Origin of the sequence: Flavobacterium fluviale (genome assembly GCF_003312915.1) — a bacterium.
Taxonomy (GTDB): domain Bacteria; phylum Bacteroidota; class Bacteroidia; order Flavobacteriales; family Flavobacteriaceae; genus Flavobacterium; species Flavobacterium fluviale.
The window spans coordinates 3,365,126-3,377,781 of sequence record NZ_CP030261.1; the positions used below are offsets into that span (position 1 = coordinate 3,365,126).

Below are 12,656 nucleotides of genomic sequence, written 5' to 3' on the forward strand. Positions count from 1 at the left end.
TGAGAAACTTTTAAATTCCATAACTCATAACACATAACTTTAAAACGCACATGAGAGCATTGGTTATTTCTGGCGGAGGCAGTAAAGGCGCATTTGCCGGCGGTGTTGCCCAGTATTTAATAGAAGAAAAAAGACACGAATACGATTTGTTTTTAGGAACTTCAACAGGAAGTTTGTTAATTCCGCATTTAGCTCTCGGCCACATTAAAAAAATTCACTCAGTTTATACTAATGTGACTATGGCAAGTATTTTTAATATTTGTCCGTTTGTTGTTAAAAATAAAGATGGTGTTGATATTGTGACCATTAATCACTTTAATGTAATACGTCAGTTTTTTAAGGGAAAACGAACTTTTGGCGAAAGTAAAGGTTTGAAAAAATATATTAAGAATAACTTTTCATTGTCCGACTTCAATAATCTTAAAAAACTAAAGACCGATGTTATAGTTACGGTGACCAATTTTACAACAAACGAATCAGAATATAAATCTGTAAAAGATTGTACGTACGAAGAGTTTTGTGAATGGTCTTGGATTTCGAGCAACTATGTTCCGTTTATGAGTTTAGTTGAGAAAAACAATTTTGAATACGGCGATGGCGGATTTTCAAGCTTGGTGCCAATTCGTGAAGCAATTAACAGAGGCGCCACAGAAATAGATGTAATTGTTTTAGAAACCGAGGTCAATACAACTAAAACAGTGATTGGTAAAAATCCTTTTTCTTTAATGATTGATTTGTTCCGAATTGCTCTAGATCAAGTAGAAAAACACGATATTGCTATAGGAAAACTTATGGCAAATAATAAAAATGTAAAACTTAATTTATATTACACCCCAATTAAACTTACGGACAATGCATTGATTTTCAATAAAGATGTGATGAAAGATTGGTGGGAGCAAGGTTACGAATATGCTCAGAATAAGTCTGAGGTTATGAGTGACAATAAATAATTTTAGAATTCAGATTTTAGATTTTAGATTGAGTTTTTCTTTTGTCTAAAATCTGAATTCTAAAATATTTTTACCAAAGATCAGCTACTTCATTTTTAATATAACCCAACGCAGCATTACTTGGCGATTGTTTTTCTAGTAAATCATTCAAAATTACTTCGCGTAATTTATCCGCGTTTTCTACTTTATCTCTCATTGCTGCTTTGCGAATCATTTGAATGGTTGCATTTTTTGCAGTCGTAATGATCGTCCAGCACTCGTCTGACATGTAAATCTGCTGTGTTAGATTATGTTCAAATTCCTGTTCGATTTGTTCGATTACAAAATTTTCATAATCATGTTTATCTTGAGAAATCGGAGAAATCCTGATTAATAATTTATTCAGATTAATGCGTTCTAAAAATAAAGTCATACGCTCATAAGCCTGTAAACGTATTGGCAGAGATTGTTTTTGATATTCTTTATTTAATAAAAAAGCACGCTTTCTATCATTGTTTTTAATGTGCAGTTCAAAAAAACGATAAGCTACAACTCCTGTAACTAATGCCGGCAGAGTATAACTCGCAAGTTCTATAATTTTATTAAAATCCATTTGAATAATTTTTAAGCAAAAATATACTTTTTGAGGAAAAATCCACTTTAAATTTTTGGTAATAAACAAAAAGGAAGCTGTACTTTTGAAACTTGTTTTTTAATTTATCTGAAATATAATTTTTAATGGATTCCTATATCATATTTTTTCTTTGTTTAGCAGCTTTTGCAGCGGGATTTATTGATGCGATTGTTGGCGGCGGCGGATTGATACAAACTCCAATGGGATTAATTTTATTACCCAATTTACCAGTTTCTACAGTTGTAGGTACATTAAAAATCCCAGCTTTCAGCGGAACCGCTTTTGCTGCTTTTCAGTATTTAAAAAAGGTTGTTATTCAATGGAAATTGCTGCTCATTATGATGTGCTTGGCGGTTCCTTCGGCGTTTTTAGGTTCTACGATTTTGACGATGGTGAGCAACGATTTTATGAAACCGCTTTTACTGGTGGTTTTATCTTTACTTTTTATATATACCTACGCAAAGAAAAATTTCGGACAACATGCAGCGAAAGATCATTCTGCTGCAACTCAAATAATTTATGCGGTTGTTATTAGCATAATCGTTGGTTTCTACGACGGATTTATCGGCCCTGGAACAGGAAGTTTCTTTGTGGTAGCATTTATAGCGCTTTTAGGTTTCGATTTTCTTCACGCTTCCGCGAATGCAAAAATGGTCAACTTGGCGACGAATTTTGGTTCGATCTGCTTATTTATGATTAAAGGAAAAATTATCTGGACAATTGCAATTCCGATGGCAGTAAGCAACGGACTTGGAGGCTGGCTGGGTGCAAAACTGGCAATTAATAAAGGAAACGGTTTTATTCGGATTTTCTTTTTAATTGTGGTTGTTGGAACTTTGATTCGCTTTGCTTATGATGTGTTTTTTAAGTAAGTTTTTTTGAGATTCTAAGGTTCTGAGATTCTAAGGTACTGAGGCTTTTAATATTTACTTCTTAATTAATTAAAGGAAAATAAACTTAGCGTCTTAGAATCTTAGCAGCTCAGAACCTTTAGAAAATATTGTTTGAATCTAGCCCCGATTGAGGCGTTATCCTCGTAATGAAATGAAGAGATAAAGCCGAAAGCGGGAAACCATGCCGGAAAATATGCCTTTTGTTTGGCTTCAAAAAAAACTTAGAACCTTAGTATCTCAACATCTTAGAACCTTTGCGCAGCTTCTTAGGAACTTTCTTTTTAAATTCTTAATTTTGCCTAAAAGGAGAAAATTACATGCAGAAATATATTGACCAGCTCAACGAAGCGCAAAGACAGCCCGTTCTTAAAAAAGATGGGCCAATGATTATTATTGCTGGTGCAGGTTCGGGAAAAACCCGAGTTCTAACAATTAGAATTGCTTATTTGATGGCTCAAGGCGTTGATGCCTTCAATATCTTATCGCTGACTTTTACCAATAAAGCGGCCCGAGAAATGAAACACAGGATTTCGGATATTGTTGGGGCGAGCGAGGCAAAGAACCTTTGGATGGGAACGTTTCACTCTATTTTTGCGCGTATCCTGCGTGCAGAATCTGATCATTTAGGTTATCCTTCCAATTTTACCATATATGATTCTCAGGATTCGGCTAGATTAATTTCCTCGATTATTAAAGAAATGCAGCTGGATCGAGATATTTACAAACCAAAACAAATTTTGGGGCGTATATCTAGTTACAAAAATAGCTTGATTACGGTAAAAGCCTATTTTAATAATCCCGAATTGGTTGAAGCAGATGCAATGGCAAAAAGACCAAGATTGGGAGAAATATATCAGCAGTATGTGGAGCGCTGTTTTAAAGCCGGAGCAATGGATTTTGATGATTTATTGTTGAAAACCAATGAATTGCTAACTCGTTTTCCAGAAGTTCTGGCTAAATATCAAGATCGTTTTCGTTATATTTTGGTTGATGAGTACCAAGATACAAATCACTCTCAGTATTTGATTGTTAGGGCTTTGTCTGATAGATTTCAGAATATTTGTGTGGTTGGAGATGATGCGCAGAGTATTTATGCTTTCCGTGGTGCGAATATTAATAACATTTTGAATTTCCAGAAGGATTATGAAGGTGTAGTAATGTTTCGTTTAGAGCAGAATTACCGTTCGACAAGAAATATTGTTGAAGCGGCAAATACTGTAATGGAACATAATAAGACCAAGTTGGATAAAGTAGTTTGGACTGCAAACGAATTTGGTCCTAAAATTAAAGTTCACAGAAGTTTGACAGATGCTGAAGAAGGGCGTTTTGTAGCCAGTACAATTTTTGAGCAGAAAATGCAGAATCAGCTTCATAATGGTGCTTTTGCAATTTTGTATCGTACGAATGCTCAGTCACGTGCGATGGAGGATGCTTTGAGAAAACGTGATATTCCGTATAGAATTTACGGCGGATTGTCGTTCTACCAACGTAAGGAAATTAAGGATGTTTTATGTTATTTACGCTTGGTTCTGAATCCGAAAGATGAAGAGGCTTTGATTCGTGTAATTAATTATCCTGCACGTGGAATTGGAGATACAACGGTAGAAAAATTGACAATTGCAGCCAATCATTACAAACGATCGATTTGGGAAGTAATGGTTAATATTGACAAGATCGATTTAAAACTGAATGCTGGCACAAAAAATAAACTGAAAGATTTTGTAACGATGATTCAGAGTTTTCAGGTTATAGATCAGAATCAAGATGCTTTTTATATTACAGACCACGTTGCAAAGAAAACTGGTTTGGTTCAGGAATTGAAGAAAGATGCTACACCGGAAGGAATGGCGAAAATTCAGAATATAGAAGAGCTTTTAAACGGTATTAAAGATTTTACCGAAGGGCAGAGAGAAATTGATGGAGCAAGAGGCGCGCTTTCTGAATTTATGGAAGATGTGGCTTTGGCAACAGATTTAGATAAAGATACCAACGATGAAGATCGTGTAGCTTTAATGACGATTCACTTAGCAAAAGGACTTGAATTCCCACACGTTTTTGTGGTGGGTATGGAAGAGGATTTGTTCCCGAGTGCTATGAGTATGAGTACGAGAAGTGAATTGGAAGAAGAACGTCGTTTGTTTTACGTAGCTTTAACTCGTGCAGAACATCAGGCGTATTTGACTTATGCGCAATCTCGTTACCGCTGGGGAAAATTGACCGATAGTGAACCATCTCGTTTTATTGAAGAAATTGACGGGCAGTTTTTAGAATATCTAACCCCTGCAGAAACAAATTACCGCTATAAATCACCAATTGATGGAGATATTTTTGGTGACGTTGATAAATCTAAACTTAGATTAGCAAAACCAGTTGGAGGAACGCCTCCAAAACATGTTACAGATAATAATCCGAAACCGGATCTGAATATTAGAAAGTTAAAACCAGTCGGAACCAATCCGAATTCAAGTGCACCCAATTTGTTTGACAGTAAACTGACTGTTGGAAATGTAGTAATGCACGAACGTTTCGGAAAAGGAGAAGTGATTAATTTAGAAGGAGTTGGAGCTGATAAAAAAGCAGAAATCAAATTTGAAGTAGGAGGAATTAAGAAACTCTTGCTAAGATTTGCTAAATTAGATGTGGTTGGATAGTGTGAAAATCTTATTACGTAGTTTTGTCTTTTTGATTTCTTTAAATGTTCTTGGGCAATCTGAAAAATTGGAAAGAAAAAATGATAAAAAGTTAGTCGGATATTGGAAAGGTGCTGAATATGATAAAATCACACTTGTCCCTAAAATATATTGGACTATAAATAGAGATGAGACTGGAAAATACTTTATTGTTTTTACTTCGACAAAAGATTGTGAAGTAAGAGTTTGGAACGAAAGAGGAAGATGGTGGATTGATAAAGGTAAATTTTATAAATTAAATTCACGAACAGGCGATTTGACTGTAATAAATTATAGTTTTACTGGAGTAAATGAGATCTTTTTTTCTGAAAAACCATCTGACGCAAAAATTGAAGAGAACGATGTATTCTATTTTGAAAATTTAATAGATTATTGAAGACTTAATTAGGTAGCATTAAAATTAGGTTTTAAAACAAAACTTGAAACAACTAAAAACTTGAAACAAAAAAATAATGGCTGAGTTCATAAAAATATATTCAGATAAACCTAGTGAAGCTGCAATTGCAAAAGTTGTAAAAGTACTTCAGAATGGTGGATTGGTGATTTATCCAACAGATACTGTTTACGGTTTAGGGTGTGATATAACCAATTCTAGAGCATTAGAGAAAATTGCTAAAATTAAAGGAGTCAAATTGGAGAAAGCTAATTTCTCATTCATTTGCCACGATTTGAGCAATCTGTCAGATTACGTGCGTCAGATTGATACTTCTACTTTTAAAATTTTAAAAAGAGCTTTGCCAGGACCATATACTTTTATTTTACCTGGAAATAATAATCTTCCAAAAGAATTTAAAAAGAAAACTACAGTTGGTATTCGTGTTCCTGACAACAATATTATATTAGAAATTGTACGTCAGTTAGGAAATCCAGTAGTCTCAACTTCTATTCGTGATGAAGATGATGTAATTGAATATACAACAGATCCAGAATTGATTTTTGAGAAATGGCAGAATCTTGTAGACTTAGTTATTGATGGAGGATATGGAGATAATGTTGGTTCAACTATTATAGATTTATCTGAACATGAACCAGTTATTGTAAGAGAAGGAAAAGGCGATATTGATATTTTGTAAATAAATACTTTAATTGTATAAAAGTTTAAAAATAATACCTAACTTTATTAAAGTTAAAATTTAGTTAGTTATTTAAAAATAATGCTATTCTTAATCAGCCAAAATTAAGAATACAAAAAAGCAGGTCAATCGACCTGCTTTTTCTGTTTTTATAGAATGTAAAACAAGAATTATTTAGCTTGTTTTTTCATTTCTTTTTCAATCATATCATAGAATTGATCGATTTTTGGCATAACTACGATACGAGTTCTTCTGTTACGTGCTTTGTTTTCAGCAGAATCATTAGCAACTAATGGTACGTAAGAACTTCTACCTGCAGCAATTAATTTAGCTGGGTTAACACCTAGATCGTTTGTTAATACACGAACGATAGAAGTAGAACGTTTCACACTTAAATCCCAGTTGTCTAAGATAATTCCGTTGCTTTTGTAAGGAACGTTATCTGTGTGTCCTTCAACCATACATTCGAAATCTGGTTTGTCGTTAACTACTTTTGCAACTTTAGCTAATACACCTTTTGCAGCGTCAGTTACTTCATAGCTACCGCTTTTGAATAATAATTTATCAGCGATAGAGATAAATACAACTCCTTTTTCAACATTGATTTCGATATCTGGATCGTTGATTCCAACTGCACCTTTTAAACTTGTAACTAATGCTAAAGTAACACTGTCTTTTTTAGTTAAGGCATCTTGAAGTCTAGAAATTTTTAAATCTTTTTCTTTTAAGCTTTCAAGAGATTTTTCAAGATTTTCAGCACCTTTAGTTGTTAAGATAGTTAAATCTTTAGAGCTGTTGATTAAATCTTGATTATGTTGTTTGTAGCTTTCAGCTGTAGCAGCTAATCCAGCTTTTTCTTCTAAGCACGTATTTAATTTTACAGTACATGAGTTTAACAAATCTTGAGTCTCTTTGTTTTTAGCTTCCAACTCAGCGTATTTCTTTTTAGAAACACATGATGTTAGTGCCATTAATACTGATAGTGCGATAACTATTTTTCTCATAAATTTAATTTTAATTAGACTTGATTACAAATTTAGTTTTTAATATTTTGAATACTGTTAAAGATTTCTTTAAATAGAGTCAGTTTCCTGATATAATAAAGGAAAACGATGCTTTTAACCATATAGTATTGCTGTATCTGAAAATCTTTTCTTTTTCCGATATATTTTAAAGATAAGCAATAAAATGAAAAATGTGCCTTTAAAATCGCAAAAGTATGTCCTACTTTACCTTGTGTAAGAAAACGGATACCTGCAATACCATCTAAAATCATACGAAAGAAAATCACAAAAAATAATCTTCTTCTCGGCAGATTTTTGACCATCATTAATAATGAATTTCTAAAATTCAAATAGGTCTTTTTTGGGTTTCCTTGTTGTAATGTTGCTCCTCCAACATGGTAAACCACTGATTTACAATTGTATTTTATAATATGCCCTTCGTTAGAAGCACGCCAGCATAAATCTATTTCTTCTTGATGCGCAAAAAAGCTTTCATCAAATCCGCCTAATTCCTGAAAAACTTTTTTTCTGATAAAAAAGCAAGCTCCTGATGCCCAGAATATTTCAATATTATCATCAAATTGTCCGTTGTCTTTTTCTATTGTTTCGAAGATTCTGCCACGACAAAAAGGATAACCAAATTTATCGATAAAACCACCCGCTGCTCCCGCATACTCAAAATATTCTTTATTTTTAAAATCCAGAATTTTAGGCTGAATGATAGCGGTTTGATTTTCAGTATCAAAAGTTTCAATAATAGGCTTCAGCCAGTTTTCGGTAACTTCAATATCGGAATTTACCAATGCAAAAATTTCGGCGTCAATATGTTTTAACGCATCGTTATAACCTTTTGCAAAGCCATGATTTTCTGAGTTTTTGACAATCTTTACGGTAGGGAAATTTTCTGTAACAAAGTCAACAGAATTATCTGTAGAGTCGTTATCAGCAACATATATAGATGCTCCTTCTGAAAACTGAATAACAGATGGTAAAAACTGCTCCAGCAATTTTACCCCGTTCCAATTTAAAATGACAACTGCTATTTTATCCAAAAGTATTTTAATTATTTATTTTTAATGGTTTTCTTTATAATCAGGCAGGTTTCTTAAAAACTCATATTTTTCGTTTTCAAAATCCATCTGACAATAAAAATGGTTTAGTCCGTTTGTGACATTCAAAAACCGTGCCTGCATCGTCATATTATAACGGGCAATTTGGTCAAAAGTTGCCTGAGAGATTTTAACTTCTGGTGCTTTACATTCTACTAATATATGTATAGTACCATCTGAGTTGAAAACTACAACATCGTAACGTTTTCGTAATCCGTTGACCGTTAAAACCTTCTCTACATTTATTAGTGATTTGGGATACTTTTTCTCGTACATTAAAAAATGAACAACGTGCTGGCGAACCCATTCTTCTGGCGTGAGAATTATAAATTTTTTCCTGATCTCATCAAAAATAGACACTTTATTTTCGCTATTTTTGAATCGGAAAGTGTAAGCAGGGAAATTAAGTTTTAACATAAAGCAAATATAATTTGAAAATTAATCAATTTGAAAATTAGTTAATTATTTATTTTTGAAACTGAAAACTGAGCCTGAACACTGAAAATTTAATTTAATGGACGAAGTAGTAAAAATTGTTAACGATATAAAAGCCGGAAATATTAAGCCAATTTATTTTTTAATGGGTGAAGAACCTTATTATATAGATAAATTGTCTGAATATATTGAGCAGAATGTTTTGGCTGAAGAAGAAAAAGGCTTTAATCAGACAGTTTTGTACGGAAGAGATGTTTCTATTGATGATATTGTTTCAACAGCAAAACGCTATCCTATGATGGCTGATCGTCAAGTTGTTATTGTGAAAGAAGCTCAGGATTTGTCCCGAACAATTGATAAAATAGAATCTTACGTAGATAATCCGATGGAAACTACAGTGCTGGTTTTTTGTTATAAATATAAAACACTCGATAAACGTAAAAAGGTCACTAAACTTTTAGCACAAAAAGGTGTCGTTTACGAAAGCAAAAAGTTATACGAAAATCAAGTTGGCGATTGGATTAAGCGTGTTTTGGCTGGTAAAAAATATACTATTGATCCTAAGGCTAATGCTATGCTTGTAGAATTTTTAGGTACAGATTTAAGTAAAATTAATAATGAACTTGAAAAACTCCAGATCATTTTACCACAGGGAACTATGATTATGCCCGAGCATATTGAAGAAAATATTGGTTTTAGCAAAGATTATAATGTTTTCGAACTTCGAAAAGCAATTGGTGAACGTAATCAGTTGAAGGCTTATAAAATAGCGGAAAATTTTGCTCATAATCCAAAAGAATATCCTCTAGTAATGACAACAGGATTAGTATTCGGATTTTTTGTGCAGCTTCTAAAATATCACGGTTTAAAAGATAAAAATCCAAAGAATGTTGCTGTAGCAATTGGGGTAAATCCATATTTTTTGAAAGAATATGATTTGGCTGTAAAAAATTATCCAATGCGAAAGGTTAGCCAGATAGTTGGCGCTTTAAGAGATATTGATATTAAAAGTAAAGGTGTGGGGGCCAATGCTTTACCACAATCTGATTTGCTGAAAGAAATGCTGTATAAAATATTTAATTAAGCCAGTAAAATTCACGATATTTGCGTTTCTAAAAATTTTGATACTTAAAAAATAATTACACAATTATGGGAATGAATAAAAATACCGTTTTAGGATGGGGTACTTTTATAATGGTACTTATGGGATTGTTACTTATAGGTCTTGGTATTTTTAGATACAGTGAAGTATCAGGCTGGGGATTTGCTGCAGTGGGAGTTGGATTTTTAGCTAATGCCTGGGTTTTTAATGCTTTAAAAGGCAGGGTTTAAAACCGAATGTAAGTCACAATATCAAAATTATCGAAAAAAATAAATAAAAATTAAAAATAAAATAGAATGTCAGACGATAAGAAAGTAATTTTCTCAATGCAGAAATTGAGTAAAACCTATCAGGGAGCAGACAAACCTGTTCTTAAAAATATTTACTTGAGTTTCTTTTACGGAGCAAAAATTGGTATTTTAGGACTTAACGGTTCTGGGAAATCTTCACTTTTAAAGATTATTGCTGGAGTAGATAAGAACTATCAAGGAGATGTGGTTTTTCAGCCAGGTTATACTGTTGGGTATTTAGAACAAGAACCAATTCTTGATGATTCTAAAACAGTTATCGAAATTGTTCGCGAAGGAGCAGCTGAAACTATGGCAGTTTTAGAAGAGTACAATCAGATAAACGATTTATTCGGTCTTGAAGAGAATTATTCAGATCCAGATAAAATGGATAAATTGATGGACCGTCAAGCAGCATTACAAGATAAAATTGATGCTCTTGGTGCTTGGGAAATCGATACAAAATTAGAAATTGCAATGGATGCATTGCGTACTCCAGAAGGAGATACGCCTATTAAAAACCTTTCAGGAGGTGAGCGCCGTCGTGTGGCTTTATGCCGTTTGTTATTACAGCAGCCAGATGTATTGTTATTAGATGAGCCTACCAACCACCTTGATGCTGAGTCAGTTTTGTGGTTAGAACAACATTTAGCACAATATGCAGGAACTGTTATTGCGGTAACGCACGATAGATATTTCCTTGATAATGTTGCCGGTTGGATTTTAGAGTTGGATAGAGGAGAAGGTATTCCGTGGAAAGGAAATTATTCTTCTTGGTTAGACCAAAAATCAAACCGTATGGCTCAGGAAGAAAAAGTGGCTTCTAAACGTAGAAAAACTTTAGAGCGTGAGTTGGAGTGGGTTCGCCAAGGAGCAAAAGGTCGTCAGACAAAACAAAAAGCTCGTTTACAGAACTACGACAAATTATTAAACGAAGATCAAAAACAACTAGATGAAAATCTAGAAATTTATATCCCGAACGGTCCGCGTTTAGGTACAAATGTTATTGAAGCTAAAAATGTTGCCAAAGCTTTTGGCGATAAATTATTGTATGATAACTTGAACTTTACGCTGCCACAAGCAGGAATTGTTGGTATTATCGGACCAAACGGTGCTGGTAAATCTACAATTTTCAAAATGATTATGGGAGAACAAGCTACGGACAGTGGAGAATTTTCGGTTGGTGAAACTGTAAAAATTGCTTATGTAGATCAGTCTCACTCCAATATCGATCCGAACAAATCGATCTGGGAAAATTTTGCCGATGGTCAGGAATTAGTGATGATGGGAGGAAAGCAGGTTAACTCAAGAGCTTATTTATCTCGTTTCAACTTTGGTGGAGGCGAGCAAAATAAAAAAGTTTCAATGCTTTCAGGTGGAGAGCGTAATCGTTTGCACTTGGCAATGACATTGAAAGAAGAAGGAAACGTACTTTTACTGGATGAGCCTACGAATGACCTAGATGTAAATACGCTTCGAGCACTAGAAGAAGGTTTGGAGAATTTTGCGGGTTGTGCCGTAATTATTTCGCACGACAGATGGTTCTTAGATAGAATTTGTACGCACATCTTAGCTTTCGAAGGAGATTCTGAAGTTTATTTCTTCGAAGGAAGTTTTTCAGATTATGAAGAAAACAAAAAGAAACGTCTTGGTGGTGACTTAACTCCAAAACGTTTGAAATATAGAAAGTTAATTAGATAATTTTTCTAATAAATTCAATAGAAAATCCCAAATTCCAATAATAGTGAATTTGGGATTTTTCTATTTTGTATGTTTTTGCGTTAAGTTTGTTATTTTCGATCCCGAGGCTTGGGGAGAGAGATCTTCGCGAGAAACTCGACAAAGATTGGGTTCTCGTTATAAAATTGGAATTTGCAATTTTTCTATTAGATTTTCTTCTTAAAGAAATTTCGATTTCAGTTCCGGTGTAGGAATCATGCAGCTTTCTTTTTTGCCATACCAATTGTATCGGTTTTTGGCAACATAATCGTAAATGAAATCGCTGATGAAAATTGGAACAATTCTAAAAATTGGAATTAATTTCCAAAAACCTCCAAAGTTTTTTCCTATCTCAATTGCTGCTGAAGATTTATAAAAATAAGCTGTTCCCGGATCGTATAAAATAATACTGTCCATTTTTGAAAAACTAATTCCCAGATGTTTGCAAATCGAAATACCTAATTCTGACTGCAATGCGACAAATCTAAAAATATCTTTTTTGTCTTTTTTTATAATAAATTGTACAGCAGAGTTGCAGAGATTGCAAACTCCGTCAAAAAGGATTATTTTTTTATTCTTTGGAATATCTTCCATTATTGTAAGGTCAAGTTTTTCTACTATTCTAAAACGCATTTTTAAAATTGTAAATTTATGAGTTAATTAGATAATATTTTTAAAATTTATCTATTTTTAAATTTTAATAAATTTTATTTATCAAAAATGGCTTTAATATTTACTTTTAAATTAATTTAAAAAATAAATCAACCTCTTTTGTTGTGTT

The 12,656-nt window shown here is 33.2% G+C and carries 13 protein-coding genes; 8 read left to right on the forward strand and 5 right to left on the reverse strand.

Features of this window, described 5'->3' with window-relative positions; all coding sequences use genetic code 11:
- Positions 1-50 precede the first annotated feature (50 nt).
- A complete protein-coding gene (locus HYN86_RS14725; protein WP_113678724.1) occupies positions 51-950 on the forward strand; it encodes a patatin-like phospholipase family protein in 900 nt (299 codons plus the stop codon).
- A gap of 70 nt (positions 951-1,020) precedes the next feature.
- On the opposite strand, the gene HYN86_RS14730 is transcribed toward HYN86_RS14725, so the two are convergent.
- Entirely contained in the window at positions 1,021-1,542 is a 522-nt protein-coding gene (locus tag HYN86_RS14730) for a DUF7935 family protein (protein ID WP_113678725.1), read from the reverse strand.
- Between the two features lie 125 nt (positions 1,543-1,667).
- Here HYN86_RS14730 and HYN86_RS14735 point away from each other — a divergent pair, with 125 nt between their 5' ends.
- From HYN86_RS14735 to HYN86_RS14750, 4 genes are all read left to right on the forward strand, one after another.
- Positions 1,668-2,435 carry a sulfite exporter TauE/SafE family protein gene (locus tag HYN86_RS14735; RefSeq protein WP_113678726.1) on the forward strand — a complete coding sequence of 256 codons (768 nt, stop codon included), beginning with the start codon at positions 1,668-1,670 and terminating at the stop codon, positions 2,433-2,435.
- A gap of 338 nt (positions 2,436-2,773) precedes the next feature.
- A complete protein-coding gene (locus tag HYN86_RS14740) occupies positions 2,774-5,107 on the forward strand; it encodes an ATP-dependent helicase (protein WP_113678727.1) in 2,334 nt (777 codons plus the stop codon).
- Complete coding sequence (locus tag HYN86_RS14745) at positions 5,100-5,522, forward strand: hypothetical protein (RefSeq protein ID WP_162789387.1); 423 nt, start codon at positions 5,100-5,102, stop codon at positions 5,520-5,522. Before HYN86_RS14740 ends, HYN86_RS14745 begins: the two co-directional genes overlap by 8 nt.
- A 76-nt stretch (positions 5,523-5,598) precedes the next feature.
- The gene (locus tag HYN86_RS14750) at positions 5,599-6,219 is read left to right on the forward strand and encodes an L-threonylcarbamoyladenylate synthase (RefSeq protein ID WP_113678729.1); all 621 of its coding nucleotides are present in this window, start codon (positions 5,599-5,601) and stop codon (positions 6,217-6,219) included.
- A gap of 170 nt (positions 6,220-6,389) precedes the next feature.
- Here HYN86_RS14750 and HYN86_RS14755 read toward each other — a convergent pair whose 3' ends face one another.
- Genes HYN86_RS14755 through HYN86_RS14765 form a run of 3 tightly spaced genes read right to left on the reverse strand, consistent with a single transcriptional unit; the run spans position 6,390 to position 8,749 of the window.
- Complete coding sequence (locus HYN86_RS14755; protein WP_113678730.1) at positions 6,390-7,223, reverse strand: OmpA/MotB family protein; 834 nt, start codon at positions 7,221-7,223, stop codon at positions 6,390-6,392.
- A 32-nt stretch (positions 7,224-7,255) separates the two neighbouring features.
- Complete coding sequence (locus HYN86_RS14760; protein WP_113678731.1) at positions 7,256-8,275, reverse strand: glycosyltransferase family 2 protein; 1,020 nt, start codon at positions 8,273-8,275, stop codon at positions 7,256-7,258.
- A gap of 21 nt (positions 8,276-8,296) precedes the next feature.
- Positions 8,297-8,749, reverse strand: coding sequence for a type I restriction enzyme HsdR N-terminal domain-containing protein (locus HYN86_RS14765; protein WP_057118044.1), 453 nt, complete (start codon positions 8,747-8,749; stop codon positions 8,297-8,299).
- Positions 8,750-8,846: 97 nt separating this feature from the next.
- On the opposite strand from HYN86_RS14765, the gene holA reads away from it, so the two are divergent.
- From holA to ettA, 3 genes are all read left to right on the forward strand, one after another.
- A complete protein-coding gene (gene holA, locus HYN86_RS14770; protein ID WP_113678732.1) occupies positions 8,847-9,851 on the forward strand; it encodes a DNA polymerase III subunit delta in 1,005 nt (334 codons plus the stop codon).
- 71 nt (positions 9,852-9,922) lie between these two features.
- A complete protein-coding gene (locus tag HYN86_RS14775; RefSeq protein ID WP_205334605.1) occupies positions 9,923-10,099 on the forward strand; it encodes a CAL67264 family membrane protein in 177 nt (58 codons plus the stop codon).
- Positions 10,100-10,165: 66 nt separating this feature from the next.
- The gene (gene ettA, locus HYN86_RS14780; protein ID WP_113678734.1) at positions 10,166-11,857 is read left to right on the forward strand and encodes an energy-dependent translational throttle protein EttA; all 1,692 of its coding nucleotides are present in this window, start codon (positions 10,166-10,168) and stop codon (positions 11,855-11,857) included.
- A 198-nt stretch (positions 11,858-12,055) separates the two neighbouring features.
- Here ettA and HYN86_RS14785 read toward each other — a convergent pair whose 3' ends face one another.
- Positions 12,056-12,469, reverse strand: a complete 414-nt coding sequence (locus HYN86_RS14785; RefSeq protein ID WP_113679959.1) for a thiol-disulfide oxidoreductase DCC family protein — start codon at positions 12,467-12,469, stop codon at positions 12,056-12,058.
- Between the last annotated feature and the right edge of the window lie 187 nt (positions 12,470-12,656).

Bases quoted from the DNA above. Each gene is read 5' to 3' on its own strand.
- HYN86_RS14785 (WP_113679959.1), bottom strand. From the start codon at position 12,469: ATGGAAGATATTCCAAAGAATAAAAAAATAATCCTTTTTGACGGAGTT.
- HYN86_RS14735 (WP_113678726.1), top strand. From the start codon at position 1,668: ATGGATTCCTATATCATATTTTTTCTTTGTTTAGCAGCTTTTGCAGCG.
- HYN86_RS14730 (WP_113678725.1), bottom strand. From the start codon at position 1,542: ATGGATTTTAATAAAATTATAGAACTTGCGAGTTATACTCTGCCGGCA.
- HYN86_RS14765 (WP_057118044.1), bottom strand. From the start codon at position 8,749: ATGTTAAAACTTAATTTCCCTGCTTACACTTTCCGATTCAAAAATAGC.
- holA (WP_113678732.1), top strand. From the start codon at position 8,847: ATGGACGAAGTAGTAAAAATTGTTAACGATATAAAAGCCGGAAATATT.
- HYN86_RS14725 (WP_113678724.1), top strand. From the start codon at position 51: ATGAGAGCATTGGTTATTTCTGGCGGAGGCAGTAAAGGCGCATTTGCC.
- HYN86_RS14755 (WP_113678730.1), bottom strand. From the start codon at position 7,223: ATGAGAAAAATAGTTATCGCACTATCAGTATTAATGGCACTAACATCA.
- HYN86_RS14750 (WP_113678729.1), top strand. From the start codon at position 5,599: ATGGCTGAGTTCATAAAAATATATTCAGATAAACCTAGTGAAGCTGCA.
- HYN86_RS14775 (WP_205334605.1), top strand. From the start codon at position 9,923: ATGAATAAAAATACCGTTTTAGGATGGGGTACTTTTATAATGGTACTT.
- HYN86_RS14740 (WP_113678727.1), top strand. From the start codon at position 2,774: ATGCAGAAATATATTGACCAGCTCAACGAAGCGCAAAGACAGCCCGTT.
- ettA (WP_113678734.1), top strand. From the start codon at position 10,166: ATGTCAGACGATAAGAAAGTAATTTTCTCAATGCAGAAATTGAGTAAA.